The sequence below is a fragment of the Microbacterium sp. OR21 genome (assembly GCF_047306785.1).
Taxonomy (GTDB): Bacteria; Actinomycetota; Actinomycetes; order Actinomycetales; family Microbacteriaceae; genus Microbacterium; species Microbacterium esteraromaticum_E.
The window spans coordinates 801,385-818,209 of record NZ_JAZEXJ010000001.1 but is presented as its reverse complement, the minus strand read 5'-3'; the positions used below and the strand labels follow the sequence as shown (position 1 = coordinate 818,209).

General features: G+C 69.6%; 15 protein-coding genes and 1 tRNA gene. 3 read left to right on the top strand and 13 right to left on the bottom strand.

The features are described 5' to 3' along the window. Nucleotides 1–4: 4 nt before the first annotated feature. Entirely contained in the window at nt 5–892 is an 888-nt protein-coding gene (locus V2S04_RS03995) for a LysR family transcriptional regulator ArgP (RefSeq protein ID WP_413637173.1), read from the bottom strand. A 70-nt stretch (nt 893–962) separates the two neighbouring features. On the opposite strand from V2S04_RS03995, the gene V2S04_RS03990 reads away from it, so the two are divergent. Next, on the top strand, nt 963–1,625 hold the full coding sequence (locus V2S04_RS03990) for a LysE/ArgO family amino acid transporter (RefSeq protein ID WP_413637172.1): 663 nt from the start codon (nt 963–965) through the stop codon (nt 1,623–1,625). A 21-nt stretch (nt 1,626–1,646) separates the two neighbouring features. Here the strand turns inward: V2S04_RS03990 and V2S04_RS03985 are convergent, their stop codons facing one another. The 8 genes from V2S04_RS03985 to V2S04_RS03950 all read right to left on the bottom strand — a co-directional run bounded on the left by V2S04_RS03985 (nt 1,647) and on the right by V2S04_RS03950 (nt 6,803). Further along, nucleotides 1,647–2,429, bottom strand: a complete 783-nt coding sequence (locus V2S04_RS03985) for an amino acid ABC transporter ATP-binding protein (RefSeq protein WP_413637171.1) — start codon at nt 2,427–2,429, stop codon at nt 1,647–1,649. Beyond that, entirely contained in the window at nt 2,416–3,078 is a 663-nt protein-coding gene (locus tag V2S04_RS03980; protein WP_413637170.1) for an amino acid ABC transporter permease, read from the bottom strand. Before V2S04_RS03980 ends, V2S04_RS03985 begins: the two co-directional genes overlap by 14 nt. An 11-nt stretch (nt 3,079–3,089) precedes the next feature. Further along, nucleotides 3,090–3,908, bottom strand: coding sequence for an amino acid ABC transporter substrate-binding protein (locus tag V2S04_RS03975; RefSeq protein ID WP_413637169.1), 819 nt, complete (start codon nt 3,906–3,908; stop codon nt 3,090–3,092). A 143-nt stretch (nt 3,909–4,051) separates the two neighbouring features. Further along, entirely contained in the window at nt 4,052–4,741 is a 690-nt protein-coding gene (gene rplA, locus V2S04_RS03970) for a 50S ribosomal protein L1 (protein WP_099195391.1), read from the bottom strand. 11 nt (nt 4,742–4,752) lie between these two features. After that, nucleotides 4,753–5,184 (bottom strand): 50S ribosomal protein L11, encoded by a 432-nt coding sequence (rplK, locus tag V2S04_RS03965; RefSeq protein ID WP_099195392.1) that lies wholly within the window; start codon nt 5,182–5,184, stop codon nt 4,753–4,755. A gap of 163 nt (nt 5,185–5,347) precedes the next feature. Continuing rightward, a complete protein-coding gene (gene nusG, locus V2S04_RS03960; protein ID WP_413637168.1) occupies nt 5,348–6,367 on the bottom strand; it encodes a transcription termination/antitermination protein NusG in 1,020 nt (339 codons plus the stop codon). Between the two features lie 57 nt (nt 6,368–6,424). Beyond that, nucleotides 6,425–6,694, bottom strand: coding sequence for a preprotein translocase subunit SecE (secE, locus tag V2S04_RS03955; RefSeq protein ID WP_099195394.1), 270 nt, complete (start codon nt 6,692–6,694; stop codon nt 6,425–6,427). 36 nt (nt 6,695–6,730) lie between these two features. Continuing rightward, nucleotides 6,731–6,803: transfer RNA gene (locus tag V2S04_RS03950), tRNA-Trp, on the bottom strand. 199 nt (nt 6,804–7,002) lie between these two features. Between V2S04_RS03950 and V2S04_RS03945 the strand changes: the two genes are divergently transcribed. Together V2S04_RS03945 and V2S04_RS03940 are read left to right on the top strand one after the other, a co-directional pair. Beyond that, nucleotides 7,003–8,826, top strand: a complete 1,824-nt coding sequence (locus tag V2S04_RS03945) for an HSP90 family protein (protein ID WP_413637167.1) — start codon at nt 7,003–7,005, stop codon at nt 8,824–8,826. Further along, nucleotides 8,826–11,618 (top strand): hypothetical protein, encoded by a 2,793-nt coding sequence (locus tag V2S04_RS03940; protein ID WP_413637166.1) that lies wholly within the window; start codon nt 8,826–8,828, stop codon nt 11,616–11,618. The genes V2S04_RS03945 and V2S04_RS03940 overlap by 1 nt, the downstream gene beginning before the upstream one ends. 8 nt (nt 11,619–11,626) lie before the next feature. Here the strand turns inward: V2S04_RS03940 and poxB are convergent, their stop codons facing one another. From poxB to V2S04_RS03920, 4 genes are all read right to left on the bottom strand, one after another. Next, nucleotides 11,627–13,351: a ubiquinone-dependent pyruvate dehydrogenase gene (gene poxB, locus V2S04_RS03935; protein WP_413637165.1), complete on the bottom strand. Its 1,725-nt coding sequence runs from the start codon at nt 13,349–13,351 to the stop codon at nt 11,627–11,629. Nucleotides 13,352–13,378: 27 nt separating this feature from the next. Beyond that, the gene (locus V2S04_RS03930) at nt 13,379–13,813 is read right to left on the bottom strand and encodes a pyridoxamine 5'-phosphate oxidase family protein (protein WP_413637164.1); all 435 of its coding nucleotides are present in this window, start codon (nt 13,811–13,813) and stop codon (nt 13,379–13,381) included. A 101-nt stretch (nt 13,814–13,914) separates the two neighbouring features. Then, nucleotides 13,915–15,276 (bottom strand): NAD-dependent succinate-semialdehyde dehydrogenase, encoded by a 1,362-nt coding sequence (locus tag V2S04_RS03925; protein WP_413637163.1) that lies wholly within the window; start codon nt 15,274–15,276, stop codon nt 13,915–13,917. A gap of 71 nt (nt 15,277–15,347) precedes the next feature. Next, nucleotides 15,348–16,817, bottom strand: coding sequence for an NAD-dependent succinate-semialdehyde dehydrogenase (locus tag V2S04_RS03920; protein WP_413637162.1), 1,470 nt, complete (start codon nt 16,815–16,817; stop codon nt 15,348–15,350). Between the last annotated feature and the right edge of the window lie 8 nt (nt 16,818–16,825).

Genomic DNA, 16,825 nt, shown 5'->3' with positions numbered 1-16,825 from the left:
CCGCTCACATCGGCTCGAGCACGCGGGCGGCTTCTGCGGCCACCTCCGCGGCGATGGCGTCGAGCAGCGGCGAGCGCAGGTTCCACTGCTGCCAGTACAGCGGGACCCGGATGCGCGGTTCGCCCAGCTCGATGAGCCCGTCGCTGACATGCGGGGCGGGGATGAGCCCCCAGCCGAGCCCGAGGCGGACGGCCTCGGAGAAGTCATGCGATGCGGGCACGTAGTGCCGCGGCACCTGCCACGGCTCCACTCCCCTGGCGCGAAGCCAGCCCTGCTGCAGGGCATCGCGTCGGTCGAAGTCCACGAAGGGCGCCCGGCTCAGCGCTTCGGCTGTGACACCGTCCGCGAACCAGAGGGCGACGAACTCGGCGGTCGCCATCGCGCGGTACTCGAGCACCCCGAGCGGTGTGACGGCGCTGCCGCCGACCGGCTCGGCCTCGCTGGTCACGGCCGCCATCACCTCGCCCGATTCCAGCATCCGGGCGGTGTAGTCCTGATCGTCGCGGTGCAGGTCGACGTCGATCGGATGCTGTCGCGCGACGCGCGCGAGCGGGGCGAGGAACCACGTGGCCATCGAGTCGGCGTTGACGGCGAGCGGCACACGCACGCGCGGCGCATCGGTCTCGGCCGCGTCGCCGAGACCGAACGCCGCCACGGCGTCGTGCTCGAGCAGAGCGACCTGACGCGCCAGACGCACGAGCGCCTCTCCGGCCTCGGTGGGACGCACCGGACGCGATCGCACCACGACCGCCCGGCCGATCTGCTGCTCGAGAGACTTGATCCGCTGACTGACCGCCGACTGGGTGACGTGCAGCCTTCGTGCCGCGGCCTCGAAGCTTCCCTCGTCGATCACCGCCGCGACGGTGGCTGCCAACTCGGCGTCGATCTTCACATAAGCGATACTAATGCTCGACCAGTTCTGTTCGCTGGCCCTGATGATTGCCGAGCTCTAGCGTTGACGTGTGCTCACCTTCCTCTCCGGTCTCGGCCTCATGTACTCGCTGATCATCGCCGTGGGCGCGCAGAACGTCTTCGTGCTTCGCCAGGGCCTGCGTCGCGAGCATGTCCTTCCGGTTGTGCTGATCTGCGCGGTCTCCGACGCGGTGCTCGTGCTCATCGGCACGGCGGGCCTCGGTTTCCTCATCGCCGAACTGCCGTGGCTGATCATCGCGGCGCGCTGGCTCGGCGGGATCTCCCTGGTCGCGTACGGCATCCTGGCCGCACGCCGCGCGTGGAGAGCGGAGGGCGAGGCGCTCATGGCCGACGCACCCCCGGCATCCGGAGCCGAAACCGCTGTTCAGGGCGGCGCCGCAACCCTTACCCGCACCCGCTTGACGCCGGTGCTCGTCGCCACCCTCGCGTTCACGTTCCTCAACCCGAACGTCTACCTCGACACCGTGCTGCTCATCGGGTCGATCGCCGCGACGCACGGCGACGTCCGCTGGCTCTTCGCCGCCGGCGCGATCCTCGGCAGCATCACATGGTTCTTCGCCCTGGGCTTCGGGGCACGGCACCTCGGTCGCTGGCTGCGCACGCCGCGAGCCTGGCGCGTGCTCGACACGATCATCGCGGCGCTGCTGATCGTCATGGGCGTGCTGCTCGTGCTGCCCGTCTTCACCGGCTGACGTCGCCGCCGCCCACAGGGCTCAGGCGCCGTCGAGCGGGCGGAGGATGCGGGTGAGGAACCGCTGGGTGCGCTCCTCCCGGGGCGTTCCGAAGATCTGGGCGGGATGCCCCTGCTCGACCACCACTCCGCCGTCCATGAACAGCACGTGGTCGGCCGCCTCTCGGGCGAAGCTGAGCTCGTGCGTCACGACGACCATGCTCCACCCCTCATCGGCGAGCTCCTTGATCACCAGCAGCACCTCGCCGACGAGCTCAGGGTCGAGGGCGCTCGTGGGCTCGTCGAAGAGCAGCAGATCGGGCCGCAGCGCGAGCGCGCGCACGATGCCCACGCGCTGCTGCTGACCGCCCGAGAGCTCATGCGGTCGGGCATCCGCGCGATCACCCAGGCCGACCCGCTCGAGCAGCTCGCGAGCCTCGGCGACGACATCGGCCTTCGGTCGGCCCTGCACACGCCAGGGCCCCTCGATCACGTTCTCGAGCACCGTGAGATGTGGGAACAGGTTGTGATGCTGGAACACCATGGCCGAGCGATCGCGCAGCGCCAGGCGCTGCCGCGGCGTCACCCGGGCGGCGAAGTCGATCTCCGGTCCGCCGTCGACCACGATCGACCCGGCATCCGGCGTCTCGAGGCCGTTCAGCGACCTCAGCACCGTGGTCTTGCCCGATCCGCTCGGCCCGATGAGCACGACCACCTCGCCCCGGTGCAGGGTCAGGTCGATCCCCTGCAGCACCTCGTTGTCGCCGAAGCGCTTGTGCAGTCCTCTCGCCGTCAACAGCGGCAGGGATGAATCACTGGGCGACATGTCGATCGAGCCTCCTCTCCACCGCGTTCTGCCCGAACGACAGCACCAGACAGAACACCCAGTAGACGAGCGCGGCCGCCAGATACAGCACCATGAACTCGTAGGTGGTCGACGCGATCTGCTGGCTGACCTTGAACAGCTCGGTCACGAGGATCAGCGACGTGAGCGACGTGTCCTTCACCAGCGAGATGAACGTGTTCGACAGCGGCGGCACGGAGACGCGGGCGGCCTGCGGCAGGACGATGCGCGTCAGTGTGCGCGTGCGGTTCATGCCGACCGTGTACGCGGCCTCCCACTGCCCCTTGGGCACCGACAGGATGGCCGCTCGCACGACCTCGGCGCCGTAGCCGCCGACGTTCAGCGACAGGGCGATGATGGCGCTGGGCCACGGATCGATCGTGACCCCGATCGACGGCATCCCGTAGAAGATCACGAACAGCTGCACCAGCAGCGGTGTTCCGCGGATCACCGAGATGTAGAACCGTGCGGCGCTCGACACCACCGGGTTCACCGAGATGCGCATCAATGCGACCCCGACGGCGATGAGCAGACCGAGCGCGAAAGATACCAGCGCGAGCGGCACGGTGACGGTGAGCCCGGCGAGCGCGATCGGCCCCAGTGAGCTCAGGAACAGCTGCCAGGCATCCATCGATGGCGAGCCTACTCGGTCACGTCCTCACCGAAGTACTTGTCGCTGATCTCGGCGAGGGTGCCGTCTGCCCGCAGCTCGTCGAGGGCGCCGTCGACGGCCTTGACGAGCTCCGTCTTGTCCTTGGTGAACGCGAACGCCTGCTTGCCGGCCTCTTCGGTCTCGGCGGCGATCTTCAGACCGGTGGGGCCATCGGTGGTCTCGTAGTCGAGGTAGGTGAGCTTGTCGTTGATGGTGGCGTCGACGCGGCCCTGGCGCAGCAGCGCGACGGCCTGAGCCCATCCCTCGACCGCCTCGATCTTGGCGCCCGACTCCTTGGCGAGCTCGTTCCAGTTGCTGGTTAGCGACTGCGCGGCGGTCTTGCCCTCGAGATCGGCGAACGAGCTGATCGAATCGTCGTCGTCCTTCACCACGATCACGCCGGGCGAGACGGTGTACGGCGCGCTGAAGAGGTACTTCTCTTCGCGCTCGTCGTTGATCGTGACCTGGTTGGCGATGACGTCGAAGCGTCCGGCATCCAGACCGGCGAAGATCGCGTCCCACTGCGTCTCCTTGAACTCGACCTCCAGGTCGAGCTTCTCTGCCACGGCCTCGATGATCTCGACGTCGTAGCCGGTCAGGTCGCCGGTGCCGCCCTCGCCGTGGAAGCTGAACGGGCGGTAGGTTCCCTCGGTGGCCACGGTGAGCGTTCCGTCCTTCACCAGACCGAAGTCGGATCCGGCCCCGGCCTCCGCCGAACCGCTGGACGCGGGGGCGGTCGAGCCGCTGCACGCGGTGAGCGCTGCGGCTGCGATGACGAGTGCGGTGGCGGCGATGACGCGACGGGACATTCGAGGGCCCTCCTGGGGTGTGCGGTCTGCGGTGGTCTCACACTATGCGCCGAGGCTGGGAGACCGGGCGAGCATGACGCCGCGTGACGCGCAGAAGGCCCCCGCCGGGGAACCGGCGGGGGCCTTCGTGCAGTCGGTCAGACTCAGATGGCGTTGACGTCCAGCGGGATGCCGGGGCCGAACGTGGTCGACACGGCACCCTTCTGGATGTAACGGCCCTTCGAGCTCGACGGCTTGAGGCGGACGATCTCCTCGAGCGCTGCGCCGATGTTCTCGTTGAGCTGCTCAGCGGTGAACGAGGCCTTGCCGACGATGAAGTGCACGTTGGCGTGCTTGTCGACGCGGAACTCGATCTTTCCGCCCTTGATCTCCTCGACGGCCTTGGCCGGGTTGGGGGTCACGGTGCCGGTCTTGGGGTTCGGCATCAGGCCGCGCGGGCCGAGCACCTTACCCAGACGACCGACCTGGCCCATGAGCTCAGGGGTCGAGACGGCGGCGTCGAAGTCGGTCCAGCCGCCCGCGACCTTCTCGATGAGCTCGGTGCCGCCGACCTCGTCAGCGCCTGCGGCGATGGCGGCCTCAGCGGCCGGGCCGTTCGCGAACACGATGACGCGAGCGGTCTTGCCGGTGCCGTGCGGCAGCATGACGGTGCCGCGCACCATCTGGTCCGCCTTGCGCGGGTCGACGGAGAGCTTGAGCGCGACCTCGACGGTCGAGTCGAACTTCGCGGAGCCGGTCTCCTTCGCGAGGGCGACGGCCTCGGTCGGGGTGTAGAAGCGGTCTGCCTCGATCTTGGCGAGAGCAGCCTGGTATGCCTTGGACTTGGTAGCCATTGTTATCTCCCTCAGCCCTCGACCGTGATGCCCATCGAGCGCGCAGTGCCCTCGATGATCTTCGATGCGGCGTCGATGTCGTTCGCGTTCAGGTCAGCCTGCTTGGTCTCGGCGATCTGACGGACCTGGTCCTTGGTGATCTTGCCGACCTTGACGGTGTGCGGGGTGGCCGAGGCCTTCGCGACGCCGGCGGCCTTCTTGATCAGCTCGGCGGCGGGCGGGGTCTTCAGGACGAACGTGAAGCTTCGGTCCTCGTAGACGGTGATCTCCACGGGGATGACGTTGCCGCGCTGCGACTCGGTCGCGGCGTTGTACGCCTTGCAGAACTCCATGATGTTCACGCCGTGCTGGCCGAGCGCGGGGCCGATCGGCGGCGCCGGGTTGGCTGCACCGGCGTTGATCTGAAGCTTGATCAGGCCGGTCACCTTCTTCTTGGGTGCCATGATTTTCCTTTCATCGAGCGGATGCCTCGGGCATCCCTCTCCCGCTCCCCCGGCGTCTCCGGGGCGCGGTGCTGTTCGTGCTCGCGCACAAACCACAACAGTCTACCGCACGCAGAGCGCCCCGCCGGACCAGCCGGCGGGGCGCTCCTCAGACGCGTGGGCGTCAGATCATCTTGGTGACCTGCTCGAACGACAGCTCGACCGGGGTCTCGCGCTCGAAGAGCGAGACGAGAACGGTGAGCTTGCCGCTGGCGGCGTTGATCTCGCTGATCGTTCCGGGCAGACCCGCGAACGAGCCCTCCTTGATCGTGATGGTCTCGCCGACCTCGAAGTCGACCTCGGCGGCCATCGGGCGCGCGACGGCGACGCCGCCCTTGGCCGCGATCGACTTCGCGGTGGGGACGTCCTTCACCTCGACGAGCGACTTGAGCATGTTGAACGCCTCTTCGAAGCGCAGCGGCGTGGGGTTGTGGGCGTTGCCCACGAAGCCGGTCACACCGGGCGTGTGGCGCACGACCGACCAGGTGTCCTCGTTGAGCTCCATGCGCACCAGCACGTAGCCGGGAATGCGCACGCGGTTGACCATCTTGCGCTGGCCGTTCTTGATCTCGACGACGTCCTCCATCGGGACCTCGATCTGGTAGATGTCGTCCTCGACCTCGAGCGTCGACTTGCGCTGCTCGATGTTGGCCTTCACCTTCCGCTCGAAGCCGGCGTAGGAGTGGATGACGTACCACTTGCCGGGCAGCATCCGCAGGTCGGCGCGGAACGCCTCGTACGGGTCCTCCTCGACGGCGGACACGTCGTCAGCGGAGTCGCCGCTCACCTCGGGTCCGTCGTACGGGGCGACCTGGTCGGCCGCAGCCGCCTCGGCCTCGGCGGACTCCTCCGCCACAGCGTCGTTGAGGACCTCGGCGGCTGCTTCAGACTCAGCCGCTTCGTCCAGGTTCAGAGCGTCGTTCACGATCGCGTCCGCCTCCGGGTCTTCGATTTCGATGTCATCGGTGTCGTCGTACTCGACGTCGATCTCGCCGTCGCCCTCGATGTGCAGGGCGTTGTGCTCGGCCGCCGAAGACGACTGCTCCTGCTCGGCGAGCACGTTGCCCTCCTGGGACTCGTCCTCTTCGCTGGACTGCTCTGCGGCGGTCGCCCAGTCGGCGTCGTCGGAATACTTGTCAGACACTCTGCTTCTTTCCAATCGCTGCGACAGTCCGGCGAACCGGCTGTCGGAGTGGGTGCATCAGCTCAGCGGGACTCCGAAGACGTAGTGCGCTCCGGTCCCGAAGATCCAGTCGAGTCCGTAGACCAGACCCATGACGATCAGCACGAAGACGAAGACCACGGTGGTGAACTTGGCGAGTTCCTTGCGGGTCGGCGTGACGACCTTGCGCAGTTCGCTGATCACCTGGCGGAAGAACAGGGCGATGCGTCCGAAGAAGCCGAGCTTGCTGTCGCGCAGGGCGTAGGTGCCCGAGGCGGCGATGTCGCCGCGAACGTCGTCCTGGTCCATGCACGTACCTTTCGTGAGTCAGCATGCGCTGACGCGCAGGGCGGACAGGAATCGAACCTGCAACCTGCGGTTTTGGAGACCGCTGCTCTGCCAATTGAGCTACCGCCCTAGAGACCGGGAGGTCTCTGGGTCCGCTTCCCCGCCGTGACCCTGGGGCACGGTGAAGGATGCAGACAACTGCCCCTCAAGTGTACGGCATCCGCAACCGTCGGCCGAACCGCGCCCGACGCCCGCGTGAGTCGGGCGTCTTCGGGCAGACTGGACGGGCCGGCCGGAACCGGCGCTGATCGGGTGACGAGAGGGGCGCAGTGAGCGCGGATGTGCAGCAGTTCCAGGTGGATCTCCGCGGAGTCGTCGACCTTCTGAGCCGGCACATCTACTCCGGCCCGCGCGTGTACCTGCGCGAGCTGCTGCAGAACGCCCGGGATGCCATCGCCGCCCGTGCCGAGGTGGACGGCGGCGGCACGGGCATCCGGATCATCCCGCTCGGCGACGACGGCGAGTTCGTGCTGTGCGACGACGGAGTCGGCCTGACCGCGGCCGAGGTCGCCGACCTGCTCGCGACCGTGGGCCGCAGCTCGAAGCGCGACATCTTCGACATGCCCCGCAGCGACTACCTCGGCCAGTTCGGCATCGGGCTGCTCAGCTGCTTCATGGTCTCGGACCGCATCGTGATCCGCTCCCGCAGCGCCCGCGGCGGACCGGGAGTCGAGTGGACGGGCAGCTCGGACGGCACCTTCCAGGTCGTCGAGCTCGACGAGCGCCTCCCCGTCGGCACGAGCGTGCACCTCGCTCCGCGCTCCGAGCACGCCGATCTGCTGCGACCCGGCGCCGTCAGGCAGCTGGCTCAGGACTTCGGCGAGTTCCTGCCGGTGCCGGTCACCGTCGCGATGCCGGGGGGAGAGGTCGAGATCACGCGCTCCGCGCCGTTCCTGGGCGAGGGCGACGCGGATGCAGCGCTCGCCTACGGGCGCGAGCTGATCGGGGCGACTCCGATGGACGTCATCGAGATCTCCGAACCCGCCACCGGCACGCGAGGTCTGGCGTACGTGCTGCCGTTCGCGCCGCCGCCGAACGTGCGCCAGGCGACGCGCACCTATCTCGGCCGGATGCTGCTCGACGAGCGCTCATCCGAGGTGCTGCCGGAGTGGGCCTTCTTCGTGCGCGCCGTGGTCGATTCGACCGGCCTCTCCCCCACCGCGAGCCGGGAGTCCCTCGTCGAGGACGCGGCTCTCGAGCACGTGCGCGAGCAGCTCGGTGCGGGCATCCGCCGCTGGGTGCTCGAGCTCGGACTCACCGCACCGCACCTGCTGACGCAGTTCGTCGCCGTGCACGAGCTGGGCCTGAAGTCGCTGGTGCGGCACGACGACGATCTGGCCCGCTTCATCACCCGCTGGCTCACCGTCGAGACGACGCACGGCAGCATCCGGATCGGCGATCTGGTCGACCGACACCGGCACGTCCGCTACGCGCGCACCGTCGACGAGTTCCGGCAGGTGGCCGGCATCATCCCGGCCTCGGAGGTGCTGGTCAACGGCGGCTACCTGTACGACGCCGACCTCATCGCCGCCCTGCCCACGCTCTTCCCGGATGTCACGGTCGAGCAGATCGATGTGACGGGCGAGCTCGACCGTCTCGACCCGCCTCCGCTCGACGACCGCGAGGCCGCGATCGCGCTGGAGGAGCGCGCAGGCGCGGTGCTGGCTGACTCCGGGTGCGCGGTGATCGTCCGAGCGATCGACCGGACGGAGCTCACCGGACTGTACGTCGCCGATCCGCGCGTGCTGCGCGCGATCGCTCGCGGGCGCACCAAGGGGATCGCGGGCGGCCTGTGGGGCGGCGTGCTCTCGAGCATCGATGCCGGTGCCGGCGCTGCCGGCGACGACGACCCGCGTGCCCGGCTCTGCCTGAACTGGTCGAACCGCGTCGTGCGCACTCTCGCCGGCGTGGGTGACGAGGCGGTGTTCTCGCGCACCGTCCAGCTGCTGTACATCCAGGCTCTGCTCGCCGGTCATCATCCGCTCGCCGACGCCGACCGCGCGCTGATGACCACCGCGCTGACCGATCTGGTCGCCCTGTCGGCCGGGGTGCACGACGACTTCCCCTTCGATTCCCTCACCGAGGAGCCCTGATGACCGATCGGACGCGCTTCGAGCAGCTGCTCGACGAGATCGACCGCACGCCCTGGGGCCCGGCCGAGCAGGCTCTCACCGCCGAGGCGGTGGCGCTGGCGCAGGAGCTCGGCGACGAGCAGCTCGAGTACCAGGCGCGCATGCGGCAGACCGCCTCGGCGAACATGGGCGGGCTGACCGACGTCATGCTGAACTCATTCGCCTGGTGCCTGGCGCACCACGACGCCGATCCGCAGCGCTTCCCCCTCGACATCGACAACGGCGCCGCCGACCTGATGTGGCAGTTCAAGTGGATGGCGGCGACGCTGCGCGCCTCACCTGCCTTCTCGAGCGAGCAGATCGCCGCCGTGCTGGACGACATGGAGGAGCACTACCGGCGGGCGGGCATCGGCCTGAGCGGCGTGCTGACCGCGCGCTTCGAAGACGCCTGGGCGTCGGGCCGGCTCGACGAGGCCGAGCGGCTTCGCGCGCGACTGGAGACCACTCCCCGCGACGACTACAGCCACTGCGACGCGTGCGGACGCAGCCAGGCCGCGGGCTTCTTCGCGGTCACCGATCGCGATGAGCGGGCCATCGGGCTGGTCGAGGAGATGCTCGACGGCGGCTTCTCGTGCGGCGAAGAGCCCGAGCACGCCCTCTCGCGCGTGCTGCTGCCGTATCTGCGCAGCGGCCGCCTCGACGACGCCCGCGCGGCGCACCTGCGCAGCTACCGGCTCGCCAAGGACAACCCCGACAACCTCGGCATCATCGCGAACAACATCGTCTTCGCCGCGGTCACCGGGAACGAGGCCAGGGCGCTGTCGCTGGTCGAGCGTCATCTGCCGTGGCTGGCGCACGATCCCCTGAACGTCGACGGACACTTCGCCGTCCTCTCGGCGATCGCCCTCGCGCTGGATCGGGTCGCCGCGGTCGGGCACGGCGACGCGGCGGTGCGCGGAGCGGACGCTCCCGCTCTCGAGCCGTTCTTCGGATCCAGGGATGGCGAGTGGACGGCATCCGATCTCGCCTCCGCCGCGTTCGCCGCCGCCGAGCGCATCGGCGCGCAGTTCGACGCGCGCGACGGCTCGGACTGGCATGCGCGACGCCTTGCGGGGATGCGGACGCTGGCCGCGCAGCGCTGGGATGTGCCGGTGAGATCCGACGCGTTCGCCGTCGAGGCGCCGTCGTCCGACCCTCAGGATGCCGACGGCTGGTACGACCGCGCGGTGGCGCTGGCGAGCTACGGGTCCGAGCGCGATGCGCTGGCCGCCGCGGCGCGTGTCGGCGACCTGCCCGATGCCGCACGGCGCGCCCGCCTGCTCGGTCTGCGCATCGGCGCGCACGCATCGCTGGAGGACTGGACCGAGGCGGAGGCGCTGCTGCCTGCGCGCGGCCAGGCACTGCGAGATGCCGGGTGGCACGAGCAGGCGGATCTCGAGGCGCGTCGCGGGCTCGCGCTCTACGGCCGCGCCGACGTGGGCGACCACGCGGGCCTCGAGCAGGAGTGGGCCGACTCCGCCGGTCTGCCGGCCTGGTCGCGCGGCGACATCGCCCTGACACTCGCCGCGCTGCGGCTGCGCGGCGATGACCCCGCCGGTGCCGCAGAGCTCACCGAGCACGCCGCCGTGTGCTTCGCCGAGGCAGGAGAGCCGCGGCTCGTGGTGGCGAGCAGCATGCTGAGAGCGATGGCGTGCACGGCGCTGGGCGAGATCGGTCAGGCGCACGACCTGCTGGAGTCCCTGCTGGACGACGACGATCTGAACCCGGGGCAGCGAGCGCGTCTGCTCGAGGTGCGCGCCCGACTGCACGGCGGGGCCGGGCGGCTCGAGCAGGGTGCCGCCGATGCCGACGCCGCAGTGGGCATCCTGACCCAGCTGGGAGCGACAGCCGCGCTCGCCGACGTTCAGATCCTCGCCGGTGCCCTCTGGGAGGATGCCGGGGTTCCCGACCGGGCCGTGCCGCGCTACCGCGCCGGCATCCGCCTGATCGACGGGCGCGGCGCCGACCCCAGCGGCGCGCAGTTCCGGCTCGGCAGGGCGATGCTCGCGGCCGGTCACGCGGCCGAGGCTGCGGAGCTGCTGGCCGACGTGCTGCAGCGTGAGGAGCAGAGCGGGGCGTCTGCCGCGTCGCGGGCGATGACGGCGACGGTGCTCGCTCGCGCCCTGGCGCTGGCTGAGGAGTACGGACAGGCCATGGGTGCGTACGGCTACGCGGCCGGGCTGCACGCCGAGGCCGACGAGCCGGCGGAGCGGGCCCTGGTGCTCACCGAGCAGGCGAAGATCCTCGCGCGCTTCGGCGAGAACTCCGATGCCCGCGACCTGCTCGAGCAGGCGGCCGAGCTGGTTCGACACACCGACGCCGTCGGGGCGATCGTCGAAGTGCTGCACAACCTCGGCCAGGCGTACGGGGGCGACAGGGACGAGCGGGCGTTCGCCCTGTTCGACGAGGTGGCCGCCCTCGCAGTGGAGCACGAGGCCGACTGGCTGATCGCCGACGTCACCGACTCGCGCGGTCGGGCGCTGGTGGAGTTCGACCGGATCGACGAGGCCGTCGCGGCGCTGCTGACCGCGGCCGACGGCTTCGCCGACGCCGGGGATGCCGCGTCCGCAGGTGGGTCCGAGCTCTTCGCCGCTCGAACCCTCACCGATGCGGGCCGGCTCGACGACGCCGTGGCGCTGTACCGCAGCGTGCTCGATCGCGCCGCGGGAATGCCTGCGATGCGGCAGGTCGCGGCGCTCGAGCTCGGCGACGTGCTGGAGAAGCTGGGGCGCACCGGTGACGCCGCCGAGGTGCGGGCCCTGCTGGACGAATAGTCCGACGCTCAGAAGAGCTGGCGCCAGTTCGCCTTCGCGAGGTCGAGCAGCTCATCGCCGCGGCCCGACATGACGGTGCGGATCGCGTACAGGGCGAAGCCCTTCACCTGCTCCGCGCTGACGGACGGCGGCATCGAGAGCTCCTGCCTCTCGGTGACGACGTCCAGCAGAGCGGGTCCGTCGTGGGCGAGCACCTCGGCCACCGCATCCAGCAGATCCTCCGACCGCTCGACGCGCCGTGCGAAGATGCCGAGAGCCGTCGCGACCGCGGCGAAGTCGGGGTTGTCCAGGTCGGTGCCGTAGGTGACGAACCCGGCAGCCTTCATCTCGAGCTCGACGAAGTTCAGTGACGAGTTGTTCACCACGATCACCTTCACCGGCAGCCGGTTCTGCGTGATGGTGATCAGCTCGCCGAGCATCATCGCCAGTCCCCCGTCGCCGGCCAACGCGATCACCTGCTGATCGGGCCGCGCGGTCTGCGCACCGATCGCGTGCATGATCGCGTTCGCCATCGACCCGTGAGTGAACGACCCGATCAGGCGCCGCCGCTCGGTCATCGAGAAGTAGCGCGCCGCCCAGACGGTCGGGGATCCGACATCCGCGGTGAAGATCGCATCCGACGCCGCAGCCTCATCGATCAACCGGGCGAGGTACTGCGGGTGGATCGGCGCCCTGCCGCGAGCCGGCACGGCGAGCTCGTCGAGCTTCGCTCGGGTCTTGCGGTAGTGGGCCACGGCGTCGTCGAGGTGCGATCTGTCGCTCTTCTCGGCGAGCCGAGGGAGCAGCGCGTCGACCGTGGCCCTCACGTCGCCGACGAGGCCGAGGTCGAGCGGGTGCCGCCGACCGAGCTGCGAGCCGCGGATGTCGACCTGGATGGTCGTCGCGTTCTCGGGATAGAACTGCGTATACGGGAAGTCGGAGCCCAGGATGAGCAGAACCTCGGCCGCCTCCATCGCACGGAACCCGGATGCGAAGCCGAGCAGACCGGTCATCCCGACGTCGAAGGGGTTGTCGTACTCGATGTGCTCCTTGCCACGCAGCGCGTGCACGATCGGGGCGGCGAGCCGGTCGGCCAGTGCGACGACCTCGTCGTGCGCACCCTCGACCCCGGCGCCGGCGAGGATGGTGACCTTGCGCGTGCCGTTGAGCAGCGCCGCCGCCTGCTCGAGCTCGGCGGGACTGGGCGTGATCACGGGACTCGTGCGAGGGATGACGACGGCGCGGTCGTCGGCGATCTCGGCGAGGGCCACGTCGCCGGGCATGACGAGCACCGCGACTCCGCGCTGCTCGATCGCGGCGCGCATGGCGATCTCCATCAGTCGCGGCATCTGCGAAGGATCGGCGACGTACTCGACGTACACGCTCGACTCGCGGAACAGCTCCTGCGGGTGCGTCTCCTGGAAGTACCCGGTGCCGATCTCGACCGTGGGGATGTGGGCCGCGATCGCGAGGACGGGCACGCGCGAGCGGTTCGCGTCGTAGAGTCCGTTGATCAGGTGCAGGTTGCCCGGCCCACAGGAGCCTGCCACGACCGCCAGCTCACCGGTGAGGGCCGCGTCGGCGGCGGCGGCGAACGCCGCCGACTCCTCGTGACGCACATGCATCCAGCGGATGCTGCCGTCTTTGCGGAGCGCGTCGGTGAAGCCGTTCAGCGAATCGCCCGGGATCCCGTAGACCCGGTCGATCCCGTTGACTCGAAGCGTGCGGACCATGTTCTCGGCGACGGTCGTCATGCTTCGACACTACGCCCGCCGGCCCGGTCAGTACTCCGATACGCCGTATCGCTCGGGCTCGCCGGTGCGCCGGAACGCCCGGCCGGTCAGCGACGACGGCGAGATGCGCACGTAGTTGTACTTGAGAGTGGGGACCCAGGGCTGCAGCCCCAGGCCGTCTGCCGCTTCGCGCTCAGCGAGGGTGTCGAGCACGTGCGCGCTGCCGCGCACGATGACGCTCCAGGCGTCGGCATCCGTGTGCTCATCGACCTCGAAGAGCACCTCGTCGTTGACGGTCAGCTCGACGAGCTTGCTGCCCTCGGCCGTGCGGAAGACGATCGAGGTGCCGTCGACGACGTAGTTGATCGGGAAGATGTCGATCACGTCGCCCACGCGGGTCACCAGGCGCCCCAGCTCGGAGCCGCGCAGCCGCTGCCAGCATTCCTCTTCGCTCAGCCGGACGACCGGATCCTCGGTGGTCATGACGCGCTCCTTCCGCCTGCTCCGAGACTATCGCCGAAGACGACGACGCGGTATGGGCAGAGACCGCCCGTACCGCGTCCGAGCCGATCGGCTCGAGGTGCTCACGCCGTGCGGATGAGCTTCTTGTTCACGAACTCGTCGGCCGCCAGCAGGCCCAGCTCCCGAGAGGTGCCGCTGCGCTTCACGCCGCCGAAGGGCAGCTCGGGGCTGTCGGCGAGCGCGATGTTCACGTACACCATGCCCGCCTCGATGCGATTCGCGACACGATCGGCCTGCTCGGGGTCGGTGGTGAACACGTACGAGCCCAGACCGAAGGAGGTGTCGTTGGCGAGCTCGACGGCCGCATCCTCGTCGGCGACGCGGTACACGACCGCGGCCGGGCCGAACAGCTCCTCGCGGTACACGTCCATCTCGGGCGTCACGTCGGCGAGCACGGTCGGTGCGAAGAACGCGCCCTCGCGGGTGCCTCCGGTGAGCACGGTCGCGCCCTGGGCGACGGCCGTGTCGACCTGCTGCTGCAGGCGCTCCGCGGCGGTCAGAGAAGACAGCGGACCGAGTACGGTGTCCTCCTGCGTCGGGTCCTCGGCCTTCACGGCGGCGAGCGCGGCCGTGAACTTCGAGGTGAACTCCTCGTACAGGTCGTCGACGATCACGAACCGCTTCGCGCCGTTGCACGACTGCCCGTTGTTGTCCAGGCGCGCGTCGACGGCGAGCTGCACCACCGAGTCGAGGTCGTCGGTCGAGAGCACGATGAACGGGTCGGAGCCGCCGAGCTCGAGCGCGACCTTCTTCAGGTTGCGGCCTGCGATCTCGGCGACAGCCGCACCGGCTCGCTCGGAGCCGGTCACCGAGACGCCGTGCACGCGCGGGTCGGCGATGATGGTCGCAGCCTGCTCATTGGTCGCGTACACGTTCACGTACGCACCGTCGGGCAGACCCGCATCACGGTAGATGGCTTCGATCGCCGCCGCCGATTCCGGGCACTGCGGGGCGTGCTTGAGGATGATCGTGTTCCCGATCGCGAGGTTGGGAGCTGCGAAGCGGGCCACCTGGTACGCCGGGAAGTTCCACGGCATGATGCCCAGCAGCGCACCCAGTGGCGCCCGACGCACCACGGCCGTGCCGTCGCCGACGATCTGCAGCGGCTGGTCGGCCGTGATCACGTCGATGTTGTCGGCGTAGTACTCGACGATGTCGGCGGCGAACTCCACCTCGCCGATCGCCGCGGCGATCGGCTTGCCCATCTCGCGCACGATGATCGCACCGAGCTCGTCCTTGCGCTCGCGGTGCAGCTCGGCGATGCGGCGGATCACCGCGGCGCGGTCGGCGGGCGTCGTGGCGCCCCAGACCTTCGCGGCCGCGGCCGCGCGCGCGATCGCGTCTTCGATCTGGGCGTCGGTGGCGGTCTCGTAGCTGGCGACGGTCTCACCGGTGGCGGGATTGACGACGGCGTAGTCGGTCATGTCGGTTCCTCTCGTGAAGTGCGGATGCGGTGATGGGCCCCGTCGCACCGCTCGGGGGCCCATCATCATGGTCAGCTGTTCGGGATCAGGGTGTACTTGGTCGACAGGTACTCGTGGATGCCCTCGGCGCCGCCCTCACGGCCGACACCGGACTGCTTGACGCCGCCGAAGGGCGCCGCCGCATTCGAGACGACGCCGACGTTCAAGCCCATCATGCCCGTCTCCAGGGCGTCGATCATCCGGTGGCCGCGGCCGAGGTCCTCGGTGAACACGTACGAGACCAGCCCGTACTCGGTGTCGTTCGCGAGCCGCACGGCCTCGGCCTCGTCGGCGAAGGTCGCGATGGCGAGCACCGGCCCGAAGATCTCCTCGCGCAGGATGGCGCTGCCGGCGGCGACATCGGTGAGCACGGTGGGCTCGTAGAACGTGCCGGTCCCTTCGACGGCCTTGCCGCCGGCGAGCACGCGCGCGCCGCGATCGACGGCGTCCCCGACCAGCTCCTGCGCCTTGGCGACGGCGTCCTCGTCGATCAGCGGGCCGATGGCCACACCGTCCTCGGTGCCGCGTCCGATCTTCATCGCCTGCACGCGCTCGGCGACCCGGCGGGCGAACTCGTCGGCGACGTCCTGGTGCACGATGAAGCGGTTGGCCGCGGTGCAGGCCTGGCCGATGTTGCGGAACTTCGCCGCCATCGCGCCGTCGACGGCCTTATCGAGGTCGGCGTCCTCGAAGACGACGAACGGAGCGTTGCCGCCCAGCTCCATCGACACGCGCAGGATGCCGTCGGCCGCCTGCGCGATGAGCTTGCGGCCCACCTCGGTCGACCCGGTGAACGACAGCTTGCGAAGCCGGGGGTCGGCGATGATCGGGCCGGACAGCGCGCCGGAGCGCGAGGTCTGCACGACGTTGACCACGCCGGCGGGCAGGCCCGCCTCTTCCAGCAGCTTCGTGAAGAAGATGGTGGTCAGCGGGGTCAGAGCCGGTGGCTTGATGACGACGGTGCAGCCGGCGGCGAGCGCGGGCGCGATCTTGCGGGTCGCCATCGCGAACGGGAAGTTCCACGGGGTGACGAAGAACGACGGTCCGACCGGGCGCTGCGAGACGATCATCTGTCCGGTGCCCTCGGGGTTGCTGCCGTAGCGGCCGGAGATGCGCACGGCCTCCTCGCTGAACCAACGCAGGAACTCACCGCCGTAGACGACCTCGCCGCGGGCCTCCGCGAGCGGCTTGCCCATCTCGAGCGTCATCAGCAGCGCGAGGTCCTCCTTGTGCTGCTGCACGAGGTCGAAGGCGCGGCGCAGGATGTCGCTGCGGGTGCGCGGCGCGGTCGCCGCCCAATCGTCCTGCGCGGCGACGGCCGCGTCGAGAGCCCGGATGCCGTCGGCCGGCGTCGCATCGGCGATCGACGCAATCACCTCGTTCGTCGCGGGGTCGCGCACATCGAAGGTGCGCCCCTCCTCGGCATCCGTCCACTGACCGCCGATGAAGAGGCCGCCGGGGACGCGGGAGAGGAGCTCCTGCTCGTTCGATGCGAGTGTCATGTTCGTCT